The following is a 16861-nucleotide window of genomic DNA, read 5'->3' on the forward strand; positions in this document are numbered from 1 at the left end:
GCAGGAGCCGTCTGGGTCGGGCTTCGTTCACTGCAGAACACATCCTTCGGTCGCGACGACACCAGCCTCAGAAGTTCCAGCAAGCTGCAACTTTCACTCAATCGTGGCCGATGTGACGATTGGGACTTAAGTGACATTAGTGAACCTCATTCGCGTTCACCAAGTCGAGCAGATCACAACCGGATCACGAGTTGTCTCCCGGATCGTGACCTCATGAATATCACCAGTAACACAGGCCTCATAAGTAACAAGAGAGTCACGAGTGGTCAGACGTCGGCGTGTGTCATGTCCACGAAGCGCCGATCCGCATCACGATGGCGGCCGACACCGAGCACGCCTCGACGCCCGCCCGGCGCGCGAGGCTGCACACATCGCATCGATGACCGGATCCCCCCTCCGGCGAGGAGACCCCAGTGCGTTACCCCCGACCGAAGCATTCGATCGCTCTCGCGGCCATCGCCGCGGCGGTCGTCGCGAGTCCGTTCGCGGTGATCGCGAGCACCTCAGGCCCGCAGGCCGGCGACACCCGGCTCGTCGACAACAAGCAGAAGATCTCCAACACCGAGATCGAACAGGTACCGCTGCGTGAGCTGCCCGCCGCCATCCTCGATGTCGCGTCCTCGGGCCTCGCCGCCGCCGGCGTCACGCTGCCGGAGATCGATCCCGATGCGTTCCCCCTCCCCGATCTGACGGTCCCGCTGCCGAAGGGGATCGTGCCGAGCGCTTCCCGCGATTCGAGCACCACCGAGTCGAGCACCACCGAGTCGAGCTCCCCGGAGACCACTTCCGCCGAGGCGCCCGTGCCGACAACCGAATCGGATCCGGCTTCCGCACCGACGAGCACCACTCCCCCTCCCGTGACGACGATGCGTGACGGGCGCGAGGTGGGTGCCGCGGTGACGCACATCGTGCGCGAGGACCCCATCAAGATGGTCGCCTTCACCTGGGACCGCCCCGTCGACGTCGACCTGAAGCTGCGCGCGAAACAGCCCGACGGGAAGTGGAGTCCGTGGACGGTCTTGGAGCAGATCTCGAAGGGCGGCGCCCCGAGTGCCGAGAAGCCGGCGGGCACCGAACCGGTGTGGGTCGGCGATGCACGTGAGGTGCAGGTCGCCGCGTCGAAGGACGGTCTGGCGATCCCGGCCGCCGAGACCCAGGGCGGCGACCTCGCGCAGCTGGCCGTCGGCTCCGCGAGCGAGATCGTGACGAAGCTGGCCGAGACGGCTCTCAACACCCTCAAGGCGACCCTGATCAGCCCCGAGGGGCTGCTGTCGCTGGGCTCGTCGCTGCTGTCCCCGCTGACCGGCGGACCGCAGGTGGTCGCACGCCAGCAGTGGGGTGCGGACGAAGCGATCCGCTGCTCGCAGCCGGTGTACTCGCCGCAACTCAAGGGCGCGATAGTGCATCACACCGCGGGCAGCAACGACTACACACCGCAACAGTCGGTCGAGATCGTGCGGGGCATCTACGCTTACCACGCGCAGAGCCTGAACTGGTGCGACATCGGCTACAACGTGCTCGTCGACAAGTACGGGCAGATCTTCGAAGGCGCGTTCGGCGGACTCGACCGCAACGTGGAGGGCACCCACACCGGCGGATTCAACAAGGACACGGTCGGCCTGTCGTTCATCGGCAACCTGGAAGAGGTGCCGCCCACCGCGGCGGCAGTGGCCGCGGCCGGACGGTTCCTGCGCTGGCGGCTCGGCAAGGCCGGTCTGAACCCTGCGGGCACCGCGAACCTCAGGTCAGAGGGTTTCGCGGGCACCAAGTTCGCGGCCGGGACTCAATCCAACCTGCCGATGATCTCCGGCCACCGCGACTACAACAGCACCAGCTGCCCCGGCGTGCACGGCTACTCGGCGCTGGAGCAGGTCCGGGCGCTGGCAGGTGGCGCTGCGCCGGCCCCGGAGGCGGCGCCCGAGGCGACACCGGAAGGAGCACCTCCCGCCGAGCCGGGAGCACCCGCTCCGGCTCCGGCACCGGCACCGGAAGCTGCCCCACCCGCCGCCTGAGCGGGCGTCAGCCGAACCAGCGCTCGAGAACTTTCGCGACGCCGTCGTCGTTGTTGCCGACGGTGATCTCGTCGGCGGCGTCGAGCGCGGCCTGATGACCGTGTCCCATGGCCACGCCGTGGGATGCCCACGTGAGCATCTCGACGTCGTTGGGCATGTCGCCGAAGGCGATCAGGCCGTCGCCGGGGAGACCGGTGGCCTCACAGAGACGCGCGAGTCCGGACGCCTTGTGCGTACCGGGCACCGACAGTTCGACGAGCCCGTTGTCGGTGGAGAACGTCACCTGGGCGAGGTCGCCGACGAACGGCTGCAGCCGCGCGGCCATCTCGCCGCTCGGCATGTCCGGTTTGCGCACGAGTAGCTTCACCGCCGGTTCGCTGAACACCTCGTCGTCGCCGACCTCGACGTGATCCGGGTTCAGCCAGGCGTGTTCGTAACCGGCGCTCGCGACGAACGGCGGCGTCGCCGCGTCGTGCGCCGACCGGCCGGCACGCTCGGCGGCGATGCCACACCCCGGGATCTCCTGGTAGGCGATCTCACCCAACTTCACGAGGGCGTCGGGTTCGAGATTGGCCGACCACAGGACCTGGTCGTGCTCGGCGTCGTAGATGATGGCGCCGTTGGCGCACACCGCGTACCGGACGAAGGCATCGGTGTCGGCGAACTGGTCGGTGATCTCGGCGATCCACCGGGGCGGGCGACCGGTCGCGAGCACGAACTCGACGCCCGCCGCACGGGCCGCCGACAACGCGGCCACGGTTCGCGACGACACCCGGTTGTCGTCGTCGATCAGTGTCCCGTCCACGTCGCTGGCGATGAGGGTGGGTGGACCGAATGTCATCTGTTTCCTCTGTCTCGGGCCTGGTAGGCCTCACGTTGTTTCTCGGCCGCCTTGCGGGCGCGGGCCTCGGCTTTGCGGAGCGCTTCGTCGGCCTCGATGACCGCGGCCTCCGGTGGTGTCGGGGCCGATCCGCCGAGCCGTGCCGGTACCCAGAACTCGCCCGCCGGGTGCGGGCCGTAGGCGTCCTGGACCTCGTGGAGCATGGAATCCACGCGGCCGGGATGAAGTCGACGTAGCCCGTGTGGTTGATGCACAGCACCGCGCCGCCGACCTCCGGGATGTTCTGGACCCCGGTGAAGTGCAGGTCGAGCGCCTGGGCGCGGACGAGCGTGTTCGCGATGATCTCCAGGGTCCGGTAGACCGGCTCCCGTCCTCGACGCGGCCCGCTGCTCATTCCTCCAAGGTTAACGGTCAGCGGTTGTCACGCTGAGCGCGCTTGGCGGCGCGTTCGGCCTGCTCCTCGGCGTCCATGCGGTTCGCCTCCTCGAGCGTCGGTGCCGACCCGCCGAGGCGTGCGGGAACCCAGAACTCACCCTTGGGGTGCTCGCCGTAGGCGTCCTGCAGTTCGAGCAACTTCGCGCTCATGACCTCGTGCAGCTTCGCGGTGAGGGCGTCGGGATCGCCGGTGGGCTCGAGCGCTTCGCAGACCCCGATCGAGATCGGGTAGCCGGTGCGGCCGAGCTGCTTCGGATGTCCCTTGGTCCACACGCGCTGGGCACCCCAGATCACGGTCGGGATGATCGGCGCACCGGACTCGATCGCCATGCGTGCCGCACCCGACTTGAACGCCTTCAGCTCGAAGCTGCGGCTGATCGTCGCCTCCGGGTAGACGCCGACGAGCTCGCCGCGCTTGAGGTACTCGACCGCGGCCCGGTAGCTGTCCGCACCGGCGGTACGGTCGACGGGGATGTGCTTGAGCGAGCGCATGATCGGGCCGGAGATCTTGTTGTCGAAGACCTCTTTCTTCGCCATGAACCGCACCTTGCGACGTCCCTGCAGATGGGCGGGGATGCCGGCGTAGGTGAAGTCGAGGTAGCCGGTGTGGTTGATCGCGACGACGCCGGGGCCCTCGGCCGGTACATGCTCGACGCCCGACACCTTGAACTTGAGACCTTCGGCCAGCCACAGCAGGCGGGCGGCGGTGATCACGGTGTCGTAGACGGGTTCCATGCCGGAAAGCTTAACCAGTGATCGGACGCGGCAGGTCAGGCCTGGTCGGCACCGATGCGGGTGACGGCGAACACGAGGTCGACGGCGGCGTCGGAGAGCTGTTCGGGCGTGAGTGCGAGTCGGCCGTCGATGTGGTCGAGGTAGAGCGCCACGAGTGCCCCGGTGAGCGCCGAGGAGATCACCGCGACGCGTTCGGGGGCGAGTGAGTTCTCGTCGGTGACCATGGCCAGGACGGCCTGGACGAATCCGGGCACGGTGGCGGCACGATGGGCGCGGAGGACGTCGTCGCCGAGCGGTTCGCGCAACAGGATGCGAGCCCGCCCCGGCTCGTCCTGGAAGAACTCGCGAAAGCCCTCGAGCAGCGCACGGACGTTTCCCCGCCGGTCGGCGGGGAGCTCGATGACGGCGATCCGAGCGAGGAGTTGTTCGGTGACGCGGTCGTACACCGCGGTGACCAGCTCCTCGGTCGAGGAGAAGCTCTCGTAGAAGTAGCGGGGGCTGAGGCCGGCCTCGCGCACGACGGCCCGCATCGTCACCGCAGCGGTACCGCCGGTGCCCAGCAGGGTCTCGGCGACGGCGAGCATCTGCTCGCGCCGGTCGGTGGACCGGTCCTCGAGCGTCTGCCCGCGCCACAGCTTGGGAGAACTCATGTGTTCATCGTCGCATCTGCGGGCGGCGGGACTCATGGCCCACGCGGGCGGTCCGCGCGGCTCGATACATTGGTGGACTGTAGTGCTTTGACGCGCAGCCCCGCGCACACCAGGAAAGGCCCCCTTCGTGCAGATCACCAGCATCGGTCACGCCGGTTTCCACATCCAGACCAACGCCGGATCGATCCTCTGCGACCCCTGGGTCAACCCCACCTACTTCGCCTCGTGGGTGCCGTTCCCGGACAATTCCGAGCTCGACTGGAAGACGCTCGGCGACTGCGACTACCTCTACGTCTCGCACCTCCACCGTGACCACTTCGACGAGAAGAACCTTCGCGAGAACGTCAACAAGGACGCGACGGTCCTGCTCCCCGACTACCCGGTGCCGGACCTGCGTGGTGAACTCGAGAAGCTCGGCTTCACCAAGTTCGTCGAGACCACCGACTCGGTGAAGACGACGGTGACCAACGACAAGGGTTCGCTCGACGTCATGATCATCGCGCTGCGCGCCCCGGCCGACGGGCCGATCGGCGACAGCGGCCTGGTCGTCTCCGACGGCGAGACCGTCTGCTTCAACATGAACGACGCCCGCCCGATCGACCTCGACGTCATCGACGACGCGTTCGGCCACGTCGACGTGCACCTGCTGCAGTACTCAGGCGCCATCTGGTACCCGATGGTCTACGACATCCCGCGGAAGTCGAAGGCCAACTTCGCATCTCAGAAGCGTCAGCGCGGAATGGACCGCGCGCGCTCGTACATCGAGCAGGTCGGTGCGACCTGGGTCGTGCCGTCGGCCGGTCCGCCGATGTTCCTCGACGAAGATCTTTTCCACCTCAACGACTTCGGTTCCGCCGACACCGCGGACGACACCTCGATCTTCCCCGATCAGGAGACCTTCCTGGAGCAGATGCGCATCCACGGCACCGACGACGGCAAGAAGCATCGCGGCCTGATGATGGTCTCCGGATCGGTCGCCGACTTCACCGGTCCGACGCTGAACGAGGTCAGCCACCCGTACGCGCCGGGCGACGTGTTCGGCGAGAACAAGCGCGCCTACCTCGAGCGGATGAAGGAGAAGTTCGCGCCGGTGATCGCCGCGGACAAGGCCACCTGGGCGCCCGCCGAGGGGGAACCGCTGATCGGCGCCCTCCGCGAACTCTTCGAACCGATCATGGCCCAGTCGGATCTGATCTGCGACGGCATCGGTTACCCCGTCGGCCTGGTGATGACCCCGGGCGGCGGTCCGGCGAACGACGCCACCGAGACCGTCGTACTCGACTTCCCCAACCGCATCGTGCGTGAGCCGAAGGAGGGAGAAGGCAAGTACCGCTACGGTTTCCGAATCGCCACCGAACTCGTGCGCACGGTTCTCCGGGACAACGAGCCGGACTGGGTGAACACCATCTTCCTGTCCACACGTTTCACCACGTGGCGCATCGGCGGATACAACGAGTTCCTCTACACCTTCTTCAAGTGCCTGACCGACGAGCGCATCGCCTACGCCGACGGCTGGTTCGCCGAGGCACACGACGATTCTGCGTCGATCACCAAGGACGGCTGGGAGATCCAGCGCCGCTGCCCGCACCTGAAGGCTGATCTCGGCAAGTTCGGTGTCATCGAGGGCGAGAAGCTGACCTGCAATCTCCACGGCTGGCAGTGGGACCTGACCTCGGGCCGCTGCCTGACGTCGAAGGGCCACGAGCTGCGCGCGAGCAAGCTCGACTGACGCGATGACGGCGTCCGAACGGACCTACGCCGGCAGGCCGGTCAGCGACCAGGAACTCGGGCGGTTTCAGCCCTGAAATTGGGGGTATTCCACCCCACATGACAACTGTGACCGAGATCCTCGAGGCACATCCTGTCCGCGACGACATCGACGACGCCGTGCTCGCGGCCTGTATCCAGGCGTGCGCTGAATGTACGCAGGCCTGCACCTCGTGCGCGGACGCATGCCTCGGCGAGAGCGGCGTCGAGCACCTCGTCGAGTGCATCCGCGCCGACCTCGACTGCGCCGACCTGTGTTCCGTCACCGAACGAGTGTTGCTCCGACGCACCGAGGCCAGCATCGCGTTGGTGCGGGAGACCTTGGAAGCGTGCGCCATCGCGTGTGGAGCCTGCGCTGACGAGTGCGCAAAACACGCCGACATGCATCAGCACTGCCGGATCTGCGCGGACGTCTGCCGACGCTGCGAGGAGGCCTGCCGCCGGCTTCTCGAGGTGCTCGGCTGAGCACGACTCAAACCCGAGACGCCCATCGTTATCGAGGCGTTGTCGGGCGGGCACGATCCGACGTCGATGGTTGCGGCCGGACGGGCCTGGGTAGGCAGATGACTACGGTCGAGAGAGGCGCCACATCAGAGGCGCCCTGGTCGAACCCGACAGTGAGGAGAGAAGATCATGGCTCAGTACCGCGTCGTGGATTCCGACGAAAAGGTCATCGAGGAGAAGGATTTCGACGACGCCACCAGTGCTTACGACTGGTTCAAGACCGTCGCCGCGCCCGACGACAGCCTCGGGACCGTCATGCAGGTCCACGACAACGGCGAATGGAAGAACTTCGAGGTGTCCGACGGCGGCACCAACAAGCACCCCTCAGCCGACGCAGACTGACGTCCGAGGCCGGCGGGCGGTTGCTTCAGCAGCCTCCCGTCGGTCGTCCGGCGAACCGATTGTCCAGAAATGCAAGAGCCTCGACGCTCCAGGGGATGAACGCCGCCGTATGTGACTGACCGCGGTACTCGGTGAACGTCGTGGGCACTCCGCGACGACAAAAACGCCCGGCCAGGCGCGCGACGTCACCGGTGATCATCACGCCGTCGCCGACGCCGTCGGAGTTCCCGACTCCCAACATCATCGGCGCCCGCGGGGTACCGAGCGTCCCCATGATGTTGGCCGAAAGTGCCCGGCGTGCACCGGGAACGTCGAGGATGCCACCGACCCCGGGCTTCAGGAGCTGACGGTCGGTGAGCCCCGGGTATGCGTCGGCGAACTGTTCTATGCACTGCCCGGCCACCTGACGCAGGATGCGCGTGCCCTTCGGGGACAGGTAGTCGGCCAGGTTCAGGCCGTAGGTCTCGTCGTAGACCGCCATCAGCGCCGGGATGACTCCGGTCCAGTCCTTCTTGCCGTTGACGTAGCCCAGGTTGTGGATGGGATCGACGACCACTCCGCCGGCGGCTGCCCCGACGATGTTCAGCTCCGGCGCGTACTTCGGCGCCAGTTCCGCACCGAAGCCCGTCGGCACCGATCCGCCGGAGTAGCCGAACAGTCCGATCGGAGTGCGTGCCGGAGCACGAAGCTGACGCAGGCTCGCCCGGAGACCGTCGAGTGCGGCGTAGCCGGATTCCCGCGCAATCGTCCAGCGCAGGCCACGCCCTTCGTAGTCGGGCACCGACACCGTGTACCCGGCGGCCATCAGGCCGGTGACCATGCTGATGTCGATCGGCCGCTCGGACTCGTTGCCGCCGCGCAGCGTGTACGACGGGTCGCACTGAGAGCCCAGCGCGTCGTAGAACGAGTGGTAGGACACCAGACGACGCGGTGCCCCCGGTCCCACACCCGGCGGTGAGATCACGGTGGTGACCGTCGACGTCGGGTTGCCGAAGTTGTTGGTGCTGCGGTAGAGGATCTGTGTCGCAGATATCGGCACATTCGTTGCGCGCCAACCGAGTTGAACCTGTCGTGTCCGCAGTACCGCACCCGGCACCCGGTTCTCGTAGCCGCGGGGCGGGACATAGAAGGGGTCCTGCGACGGCAGCTGGCTCGGCGCCGCGACCGGATTCGGCAGCGGCGCGGCGGTGACCGGTTGAGCCACCAGGCACAGGGAGACCCCCATGCCGATCACGGAGGTCAGCGTCACCAGGAACCGCAATGTCAGGCGCATGAGCAGTAATGATGCCGGTGTTGTCGGATTTTGGACGGCTTACACGGTATAGACGGCACAGTTCAGCCGACCGGCGTGCTCTCCCCCGCGCGTTCGACCTCTTCGATGACCGGCGACATCGCGACGACCACCGCGCCGATGACGGCGGCGATGAACGCGATCACCGCGACCGGTCCCCAGCCTTCCCGGACGGTGTCGCCGAGGACCACAATCCCGATAACGCCGGGCACCACGGTCTCGCCGACCACCAGCGACGCCGACGCCGCACTCACCGCGCCCTTCTGCAGGGCCACCGTGAACATGTAGAACCCACCCGGTCCGGCCAGGATGATCGCGTACAGGGCGGGGTCGGTGAAGAGTTCACCGAGATCGAAGGGGTCCAGGCCGTCGAGGATTCGGACCGCCACGGCGAGAACGCCGAACAGCACACCGCCGGACAAACCTGCCAGCACCGCGGCCCGGCTCTGCATCCGCGGCAGGATCGCTGCTCCGAAACCGAGGATGATCACCGCCGCGATGAGAACGGCCCAGTGCAGCCACCACTCGTGTTTGCGTCCCTCGTCGCCCGCGGCGAACCCGAGCAGCACCAACGCCACCACGACGACGCCGATCGCGATCCAATCACGCTGGGACAGCTTTGCTTTCAGCACGATGGTCGCCAGCACCACCGTCACGACCAGATTGGCGCTGACGATGGGCTGCGCGAGGAACAGCGGGATCATCCGCGCCGCCACGAGGTTGCCGAGAAACCCGATGCCGTCCAACGCCATTCCCGCGATGAACGCCACCGTCAGCATGGCCGCGATTGTCGACCGCAGCGACGGCGCCTCACCGGGCCCGGCACCCGTGTCGGCTACGCTCTGCGCGCCTCGTGCCTGCAGCACCGAGGCCGTACCGTAGGCGAGCGCCGCGAAGACGGCCGCGAGGATTCCGATCAGCATCGGATCAGTATCCCCGCTTCGGCCCGAAAATCGGTCAGAGACCGGGACCTTCGGCACGCAAGTTGTCCACCTCGTCCATTGCGGCACGCAATTTGCCCAGCCACTCCTCGGTGTGCGCGCCGACCAGCTTGACCGACCAGGCCAACGCGTCGGCCCTCGACCGGGCGACCCCGGCATCGACGAGGGTGTCGAGAACGCGCCGTTCCGGCTACCGGAGCCGCGTCATGACCGGTACCGCAAGGTGGGTGAAGAGGATTCGCTCGTCGCCGACGGCGACACCCCATGACACCTTTCGGGCGTAGCGGGCCTGCGCCTCGTCGGCGATCGACATCCGTTCCGCGCGGGTGTCCTCGCGGAACCTCGACGCCCGCCCCTGCGCTGCGGCCCGTGCGTCGGCGTCGTCGCTGGTCTCGGGCGGCTCCAGGGTTCCGATCACCGTGATCTCGTCGCGGTCGACGGTGACCTCTACGGGTCCGGTGAACCAGGCGTCGGGCAGTCGGCCGGCGAACCACGCGGCGGCATCCCCGGCGTCGGGCAGTTCGGCTTGCTGCCAACCACCACGACGACCACGCGCTACCGCTGTCAGCGACCGATGGTGTCGAGTTCGGCCAGGTCATCGGCGGTCAGCGCGAGGCCGGCGCCCGCGATGTTCTCGCGGAGGTGTGCCGCCGACGACGTCCCGGGGATGAGCAGGATGTTCGGTGAACGCTGAAGCAGCCAGGCCAGTGCGACGGACATGGGTGTGGCGCCCAGGCGGCCGGCGACCCGGGACAGCGCTTCGGACTGCAGCGGCGAGAAGCCGCCGAGCGGAAAGAACGGCACGTACGCGATGCCGTCGGCGGCGAGTTCGTCGATAAGGGCGTCGTCGGCGCGATGGGCGAGGTTGTACATGTTCTGGACGCAGACGATCGGGGCGACGGAACGTGCCTCGGCGTCCCGGGTGGCGCCGACCTTCGTCGCGATGAACAGCGACTCGGGATATGGGTGGAGCGTCTCGCGGATCAGTTCGTTGGTGACGCGAGGTCCATAGGCGTCGCTGGTGTCGATGTGGGTGATGCCCAGTTAGATGACGTCGCGGAGCACGGCCCGGGCCGCGACGGGGTCGGCGGGCGGACCCATCACCCAAGGACCGTCGAGTTACATTGCGCCGTAACCGAATCTGGTGACTGTTGTGTCACCCAGGGTCCAGGTGCCGCCGGGAAGAGGGAGGGATGAGTTCACGATCATATCTTTCGTTCGGAGTGGTGGCTCAGTTCTTGAAGAAGCTGAGGGGCCAGCGGTGGTGGAACAACGGTCGTGCCGGTGAGGGCGTTGGTCGACGACCGCTCAAGCGTCGCTCGCGGCGAGGGCTCGTAGCCTCCGTCAAGTGACTGCATTACGATTCCTCCACCGACTCAGGCCGGTGGGACTTCAGAAGGGCGGAGGTCCGTCCATCTGCTGACGCCTCTCACGTTCCCGCTGGTTGCGGGCACGTTCGGCCCGCCGGCGTGCGTGTTTGTGCGCGAGCCGGTTGCTGGTGGGCGGGGTGTCGTCCCCGGTGATGACCCGTGGTGTCGGTGGGGCCTGGGGTGGCTGTTCGTAGCGGATACGACGCAGGTTGGGGAAGGAGTCCTCGAGGTTCTCGGCGTCACCGGGAATGACGAACCCTTCGGACGTGCGGTATTCGGTGACCAGGTGGCCGTCGTCGTCGCGGTACTGGACGTCTATCCAGTCGCCGAACGTCTTGTGTAGATGCCCGAACCGGCACTTGGCGTTCAAGTTCTCACTCGCCGTCGCCCCACCCTGGGCGGGGTTGGTGTGGTCGTACTCGGTCACGTGGTCCAGATCGGAGTCGAAAGCCGAACACCCGCAGCCCGGTTCGGTGCAGTACCCATCACGCACCCGCACGAAATCGGCACACGCAGCGGTGGGCCGGTACGGGTCGGCGGCTTGCGCACCGGGGTAGACGATCACGACGTCTTTCGACGGGACGTCCTCGACAACAACGCGGGCCGGGGGTGTGCGCACCGGGGTGACGGGTGTGATGGTCGCGTCGACCCGTTCGGCGAGATCACGCACATGCTCGTCGGAGACGATCCCGTGGCCGTCGACCCAACCGATCCCTGGTGCCCCGGCGAGAGTGGCGGCGTCGGTGACGACGTGGATGACGACCTCGGTGCTCACCGACCGAACGACCTCGGCGGGGTCGGGGATCTCGGCGTCACAGTCCTCTCGCTGGCATTGGCAGTCGAAGATGGTGCCGGTCAGCAATGCGAACATGGCATCGGAGTTGCGCTGGTTACGGTTGCGGCCGTCGTGCGCACACACGGTGTCGGCCAACGCTTTCACCGCTTTCGCGGCGATGCGAATGTTCTCGGCCGCCATCACGCCGGTGATCTCACCGGTGCCGTCGGTGAAGTTCTCGGTCCACATACCGCGCTTGTCCAACGCTTCACGACGCCGCTCCCGCACTGCATCAGGATCGTGACGGAAGACGAGGCGGTCGACCATGTCACGCAGCTTCGGTGTGGTCCAGGCGCCCTTCCTGGTGCGCAGGATGGTTTCGATCTCGGTATCGAGGTCCGCGATGGCCGCGGCGTCGGAGATGAGGTCGGTGCGGGAGATGACCGTCTGGATCAACTGCCGCGACAGGATGCCGTCGCGCAGGGTGGTCAGCACTTTCGGTAGCCGGTCACGCAGGGCGAGCGCTTCACCCACCCACTGATCGGCCTGGTAGCGGGTGATGGCGGCTTCACGGCAGACCCGGGTCACCATCTCGGTGTAGCGGTCGATGAAGAACCCGCCCTGAGTGTTGACCACGAGCTGGTCGTAGACGGTGACGATCGACTCATACCGGCACCACGCCAGATAAGCCTCACCATGGCGGATCGAACCGAACCGTTCCATATGGGTTGCGGTGTCGGACAATTCGGGGTGGGCAGGATCGACCCCGGCGAGGAACCCGCTCGGAAGATCGGTCCATGCACGCGACACGCTGCCCCCACAACGTCTACAGCCCAACCTGGATGGCTGAATCTGTTACCAACCAATCTAGATCAACCCACCGACAAACGCGGATCCTCCTCCACAAGGTCCCGGTAACCAACACGTTGTGCGCCAGTCGGTTCCATCGACCTCAGTCGGTACCTGCCAGCCGTCGAGCGCATCACGAAGCGCTGCCCGCGAGGTGACTCCGAGTTTGGGAACACCCGATACAGATGCGACGAGACGGTGCGTGGCGTCGATCCGCCCGGTGCGCACTGCGGCCTCACTCGGTGGTCTTCGCGGCCCTGCTGCTCTCCGCCGGCCTGGCTCAGTGACCGGGTGGGACACCGACTGCTGTTCATCGTCGGAATCGGCTAGCGAAACCTGCCGGGTGCCGCGAGCTAGTGGGGTCGGCCCAGCTCCCGCGGCGGATGCCCGTACCCGCGAGGCGCATTTGTGGCGTCGGCCGTCTCGACGGCGGTGACGGCACCCGACGACGCGAGCACCACTCCCCCGCCGACGGCGGCGACGAAGGCGACGATCGCGGCCGGTCCCCAGCCCGCGCGCGTGACGTCACCGAGGAAGGCGATGCCCACCGCGCCCGGGAGAACCGTCTGCCCGACGACGAGTGCTGCCGCGGCACCGTTCACCGATCCGGTCTGGAGTGCCACGGTGAACAGGTAGAAGCCGCCGATCCCGCTGAGCAGCAACGCATACAGAGCCGGGTCGGTGAACAGCACGGTGAGGTCGAGGGGGTCCAGGCCGTCGAGGATGCGGGACGCCACCGCCATCACACCGAACACGGCGCCGGCGATGAGACCGGTGACAGTGGCGATGTGAGTCTTCAAGCGCCGCATCACGATCAGGCCGAGCAAGATCAGCGCGGGACCGGCGACCAGGACGGCCCACCGCATCCACGCAGTGTGGTCCACGCCCTCGCGACCGGCCGACACCGCCAGCAGGATCAGCGACGCCACGACCACCGCACCGGCGATCCAATCACGCATCGTGAGGCCGACTTTCAGCACGACCATGGCGAGGAGCGCCGTGGCGACCAACCGGGCCGAGATGATGGTCTGCGACAGGAACAGCGGGATCAGACGGGCCGACGCGATCGTCGCGATGAACCCGATGATGTCGAACACGAACCCGACCAGGAACGGCACCGTCAGCATCGTCAGCGCGGTGGACTTCAACGACGGGTGGGCCGCCGCGGATCGTCGACGCTCCTCACGGATGGCGGCGCGCTGCGAGACCTGCTCGGCGCCCAGCGCCTGGAGAACGGCCGCGGCGGCAAACGCCAGCGCACCGATCACCGCGATGACGATCCCGCTGGTCATGACCCAGGCTCAGATCAACGAGGCGTGAGGACGTCGGTGCCGACGAACTTCGCAAGCTCGGGCGGCAGTTTCACCGAACCGTCGGGCTGCTGGTGGTTCTCGAGGATGGCCACCAGCCAGCGGGTGGTCGCGAGTGTGCCGTTGAGCGTCGCCGCGGTCTGCGGCTTCCCGTTCTCGTCGCGGTAGCGGATCGAGAGACGGCGGGCCTGGAACGTCGTGCAGTTCGACGTCGACGTGAGCTCGCGGTAGGCGTTCTGGGTGGGAACCCAAGCCTCGCAGTCGAACTTGCGCGACGCCGACGAACCGAGGTCGCCACCCGCGACGTCGATGACACGGTAGGGCACGTCGATCGCGGCCAGCATGTCCTTCTCCCAGCCCAGCAGACGCTGGTGCTCGGCCTCGGCGTCCTCGGGTCTGCAGTAGATGAAGCCCTCGACCTTGTCGAACTGGTGCACGCGGATGATGCCGCGGGTGTCCTTGCCGTAGCTGCCGGCCTCCCGGCGGAAGCAGGTCGACCAGCCGGCGTACCGCTTCGGGCCGTCGGACAGGTCCAGGATCTCGTCCATGTGGTAGCCGGCGAGCGGCACCTCCGAGGTGCCGACCAGGTACAGGTCGTCGTCCTTGTCGAGGTGGTAGACCTCGTCGGCGTGGGCGCCGAGGAAGCCGGTGCCCTCCATGACCTCCGGACGCACCAGGACGGGCGGGACCATCAGCGTGAAGCCGTTGGCGGCAGCCTTCTGCGCGGCCATGTTGAGCAGGCCGAGCTGCAGGAAGGCGCCCTGCCCGGTGAGGAAGTAGAACCGCGAACCCGACACCTTGGCGCCGCGCTCCATGTCGAGCAGACCGAGCGACTCGCCCAGTTCGAGGTGATCCTTCGGGTTCTCGATGTCGCGGGGCTCTCCGACGTGCTCGAGGACGATGTAGTCGTCCTCGCCACCCGCGGGGGCCTCCGGCGCGACGATGTTGGAGATCGCGCGGTGGGCCTTCGCGGCGGCCTCATCGGCCTCGGACTGACGCGCGACGGCGGCCTTGACCTGCTCGGCGAGCTCCTTGCCCTTGGCGAGCAGCGCCTGCTTCTCGTCGCCCTGCGCCTTGCCGACCTGTTTTCCGAGAGCCTTCTGCTCGGAGCGCAACGTGTCGGCGTCGACGATGGCCGCACGACGGGCCGCATCGGCATCGAGCAGGGCATCCACCAGGCCGGGGTCCTCGCCGCGAGTGCGCTGCGAAGTACGGACCAGATCCGGGTCGTCACGAACAATCTTCAGGTCGATCACGCCTTCAAACCCTACTTGAGCGCGCGATGCGAACCCGATCACGCCACCGAAGTGAAACCCGGGCCCGCCCGCAGGTCAGCTCCAGAGCGCCCGGAGATCGTCGCGGCCGAACATCGCGGCGGCGTCGGCGGCCGACGGGGTGCCTCCGTGCGGATCGGCCCCGGCGTCGACGAGCAGCCGGACCACGTCGTCGAATCCCTTGAACACCGCGCCGGCCAGCGGGGTCTGTCCGCGGTCGTTGGCGAGGTCGGGATCGGCGCCGCGGGACAGCAGCACCGAGACCGCCGACGCGCGGCCGTGATAGGCGGCGAGCATCAGCAGCGAGTCGCCGGACTGGTTGCGCAGGTTCACCGGCACCCCGGCATCGACGTAGCCGCTCAGCGTGGCGGCGTCGCCGGAGCGGGCCATCTCGAACAGGCGCGTGGCCAGTTCGACCACCTCGGCGTCCGGGGTCGCGTCCGGACCGGGCACGGGAGAGGAATCGGCGGGCATTCCCGCGAGTGTAGGCAGCTCTCGCCGCAGTGGCTGGTGCCCGCATCGACTGATGCGGGTGTGCCCAGCCGGATCGACCAGGCATGATGGATCCCGATGAACGAGCCCGACCCTGATCGCGACAAGCCCGACCACGACGCGCACGACGCCATCGACGACGATTTCACCGCCGTCGACCCGGTCGCACCGTACGACGAGCCGGTCAATGCCGCCGGCCGGCCCCCGCGAACCGCCACGCGCAATCCCGTCTTCGTCGTCCTGGCCGCGATCGTCGTCGGCGCACTCGTCGCCGGCGGTATCGCCTTGGCGATGGGCGTCTTCGACGACGCCGGCAGCGTCGGCGGCAGCAAGGTCGGCGAGGGCGAACGACTCGTCCAGAACGCCTTCACCCAGTCCGTCGCCGGCGACTGCCTGGACTGGCCCGAGGGGAACCCCGGGCAGCCGACCGCAGTCGAATGCGCGCAGAAGCACCGCTTCGAGGTGGCCGGCGGCATCGACACCTCGCTCATCCCCGGCGTCGAGTTCGGTGAGGACGCGCTGTGGCCCGGGCCCGAGCGTTTCGCCGCCATCCGCGACGAGCAGTGTCCGGTGATCGTCGACCAGTACCTCGACGGTCGCCTCGATCCGCAGGGCCGCTTCTCGGTCGGCATGATGTACCCGTCGCAGGCCCAGTGGGACAAGGGCGCCCGGCAGCTGCGCTGCGGGGTCCAGGAAGACGGGGCCAACGGTCAGCCCGTGCAGTTCTCCGGCCGCGTCGCCGACCAGAACCAGTCCTATGTGTGGCCCGAGGGAACGTGCATCGGCATCGACCCCGAGAACCGCAACCCCACCGGATTTCCGGTGAACTGCGCCGAGCCGCACGCCTTCCAGACCACCGGCATCGTCGACCTCGCGGTCCGCTTCGGCGACCGGATGTCGAACAAGCCGTGGCCCGCGACCGGCGCCCAGAACAACTACCTCGGCTCGATCTGCCCGAAGCAGGCCGAACGATTCGCCGGCGGCGCGGCCGCTCTCGACAAGACGACACTGAACGTGCAGTGGTCGGTTCTCAGCGAGCCGAGCTGGCTCGCCGGCAGCCGAAAGGTGGTCTGCTACCTCGGGCTGCCCGACAAGCGCGGCGGATTCGCCACCCTCGTCGGCGACGCCAAGGACGGGGCACTGCTGATCAACGGCAAGGCGCCCGTCCCGCCGCCCGCTGCTCCGCCCGGTCGCGCTCTCCCGACGCCGGTGCCGCTCCCGCCGGGAATCGCACCGAACCCCGACCAGGCCCCCGCCCCGGCGGGCTGACCCC

At 67.6% G+C, this 16861-nt stretch carries 14 protein-coding genes and 3 pseudogenes; 5 read left to right on the forward strand and 12 right to left on the reverse strand.

Annotated features, from left to right (window positions below):
- Positions 1–413 precede the first annotated feature (413 nt).
- Positions 414–2012 carry a peptidoglycan recognition protein family protein gene (locus tag C5O27_RS03745; RefSeq protein WP_127961946.1) on the forward strand — a complete coding sequence of 533 codons (1599 nt, stop codon included), beginning with the start codon at positions 414–416 and terminating at the stop codon, positions 2010–2012.
- 7 nt (positions 2013–2019) lie between these two features.
- Here the strand turns inward: C5O27_RS03745 and C5O27_RS03750 are convergent, their stop codons facing one another.
- From C5O27_RS03750 to C5O27_RS03765, 4 genes and pseudogenes are all read right to left on the reverse strand, one after another.
- Positions 2020–2853, reverse strand: a complete 834-nt coding sequence (locus tag C5O27_RS03750; RefSeq protein WP_006358820.1) for a Cof-type HAD-IIB family hydrolase — start codon at positions 2851–2853, stop codon at positions 2020–2022.
- Positions 2850–3247, reverse strand: a pseudogene (locus tag C5O27_RS03755) (hypothetical protein). The gene C5O27_RS03750 and the pseudogene C5O27_RS03755 overlap by 4 nt, the downstream one beginning before the upstream one ends.
- Positions 3248–3264: 17 nt before the next feature.
- Complete coding sequence (locus C5O27_RS03760; protein ID WP_006358822.1) at positions 3265–4023, reverse strand: lysophospholipid acyltransferase family protein; 759 nt, start codon at positions 4021–4023, stop codon at positions 3265–3267.
- A 35-nt stretch (positions 4024–4058) separates the two neighbouring features.
- On the reverse strand, positions 4059–4673 hold the full coding sequence (locus tag C5O27_RS03765; protein ID WP_127961947.1) for a TetR/AcrR family transcriptional regulator: 615 nt from the start codon (positions 4671–4673) through the stop codon (positions 4059–4061).
- A gap of 127 nt (positions 4674–4800) precedes the next feature.
- On the opposite strand from C5O27_RS03765, the gene C5O27_RS03770 reads away from it, so the two are divergent.
- The 3 genes from C5O27_RS03770 to C5O27_RS03780 all read left to right on the forward strand — a co-directional run bounded on the left by C5O27_RS03770 (position 4801) and on the right by C5O27_RS03780 (position 7286).
- On the forward strand, positions 4801–6402 hold the full coding sequence (locus tag C5O27_RS03770) for a Rieske 2Fe-2S domain-containing protein (RefSeq protein ID WP_127961948.1): 1602 nt from the start codon (positions 4801–4803) through the stop codon (positions 6400–6402).
- Between the two features lie 98 nt (positions 6403–6500).
- Positions 6501–6905 carry a four-helix bundle copper-binding protein gene (locus tag C5O27_RS03775; protein WP_127961949.1) on the forward strand — a complete coding sequence of 135 codons (405 nt, stop codon included), beginning with the start codon at positions 6501–6503 and terminating at the stop codon, positions 6903–6905.
- Between the two features lie 168 nt (positions 6906–7073).
- Positions 7074–7286 (forward strand): hypothetical protein, encoded by a 213-nt coding sequence (locus C5O27_RS03780; RefSeq protein WP_006358826.1) that lies wholly within the window; start codon positions 7074–7076, stop codon positions 7284–7286.
- Between the two features lie 25 nt (positions 7287–7311).
- Here C5O27_RS03780 and C5O27_RS03785 read toward each other — a convergent pair whose 3' ends face one another.
- The 8 genes and pseudogenes from C5O27_RS03785 to C5O27_RS03820 form a co-directional block, all read right to left on the reverse strand.
- A complete protein-coding gene (locus C5O27_RS03785) occupies positions 7312–8559 on the reverse strand; it encodes a lipase family protein (protein ID WP_127961950.1) in 1248 nt (415 codons plus the stop codon).
- A gap of 62 nt (positions 8560–8621) precedes the next feature.
- Positions 8622–9500, reverse strand: coding sequence for a DMT family transporter (locus C5O27_RS03790; RefSeq protein WP_127961951.1), 879 nt, complete (start codon positions 9498–9500; stop codon positions 8622–8624).
- Positions 9501–9534: 34 nt separating this feature from the next.
- Positions 9535–10086 (reverse strand): annotated as a pseudogene (locus tag C5O27_RS03795) (hypothetical protein).
- Positions 10083–10727 (reverse strand): annotated as a pseudogene (locus C5O27_RS03800) (aldo/keto reductase). Before C5O27_RS03800 ends, C5O27_RS03795 begins: the two co-directional pseudogenes overlap by 4 nt.
- 183 nt (positions 10728–10910) lie before the next feature.
- Positions 10911–12473, reverse strand: a complete 1563-nt coding sequence (locus C5O27_RS03805) for an HNH endonuclease signature motif containing protein (RefSeq protein WP_127961952.1) — start codon at positions 12471–12473, stop codon at positions 10911–10913.
- Positions 12474–12865: 392 nt separating this feature from the next.
- The gene (locus C5O27_RS03810) at positions 12866–13804 is read right to left on the reverse strand and encodes an EamA/RhaT family transporter (RefSeq protein WP_127961953.1); all 939 of its coding nucleotides are present in this window, start codon (positions 13802–13804) and stop codon (positions 12866–12868) included.
- A 14-nt stretch (positions 13805–13818) separates the two neighbouring features.
- Positions 13819–15078 carry a serine--tRNA ligase gene (serS, locus tag C5O27_RS03815; RefSeq protein ID WP_035754227.1) on the reverse strand — a complete coding sequence of 420 codons (1260 nt, stop codon included), beginning with the start codon at positions 15076–15078 and terminating at the stop codon, positions 13819–13821.
- Positions 15079–15153: 75 nt separating this feature from the next.
- The gene (locus tag C5O27_RS03820) at positions 15154–15570 is read right to left on the reverse strand and encodes an ankyrin repeat domain-containing protein (protein WP_035754226.1); all 417 of its coding nucleotides are present in this window, start codon (positions 15568–15570) and stop codon (positions 15154–15156) included.
- A gap of 96 nt (positions 15571–15666) precedes the next feature.
- Between C5O27_RS03820 and C5O27_RS03825 the strand changes: the two genes are divergently transcribed.
- Positions 15667–16857, forward strand: a complete 1191-nt coding sequence (locus tag C5O27_RS03825) for a septum formation family protein (RefSeq protein WP_127961954.1) — start codon at positions 15667–15669, stop codon at positions 16855–16857.
- Positions 16858–16861 lie beyond the last annotated feature (4 nt).

Source organism: Gordonia alkanivorans (genome assembly GCF_004011905.1).
GTDB lineage: Bacteria > Actinomycetota > Actinomycetes > Mycobacteriales > Mycobacteriaceae > Gordonia > Gordonia alkanivorans.

Coding starts and splice junctions, on each gene's coding strand:
- C5O27_RS03790 (WP_127961951.1), bottom strand. CDS start 9,500: ATGCTGATCGGAATCCTCGCGGCCGTCTTCGCGGCGCTCGCCTACGGT.
- C5O27_RS03820 (WP_035754226.1), bottom strand. CDS start 15,570: ATGCCCGCCGATTCCTCTCCCGTGCCCGGTCCGGACGCGACCCCGGAC.
- C5O27_RS03765 (WP_127961947.1), bottom strand. CDS start 4,673: ATGAGTTCTCCCAAGCTGTGGCGCGGGCAGACGCTCGAGGACCGGTCC.
- C5O27_RS03825 (WP_127961954.1), top strand. CDS start 15,667: ATGAACGAGCCCGACCCTGATCGCGACAAGCCCGACCACGACGCGCAC.
- C5O27_RS03810 (WP_127961953.1), bottom strand. CDS start 13,804: ATGACCAGCGGGATCGTCATCGCGGTGATCGGTGCGCTGGCGTTTGCC.
- C5O27_RS03775 (WP_127961949.1), top strand. CDS start 6,501: ATGACAACTGTGACCGAGATCCTCGAGGCACATCCTGTCCGCGACGAC.
- C5O27_RS03750 (WP_006358820.1), bottom strand. CDS start 2,853: ATGACATTCGGTCCACCCACCCTCATCGCCAGCGACGTGGACGGGACA.
- C5O27_RS03785 (WP_127961950.1), bottom strand. CDS start 8,559: ATGCGCCTGACATTGCGGTTCCTGGTGACGCTGACCTCCGTGATCGGC.
- C5O27_RS03780 (WP_006358826.1), top strand. CDS start 7,074: ATGGCTCAGTACCGCGTCGTGGATTCCGACGAAAAGGTCATCGAGGAG.
- C5O27_RS03760 (WP_006358822.1), bottom strand. CDS start 4,023: ATGGAACCCGTCTACGACACCGTGATCACCGCCGCCCGCCTGCTGTGG.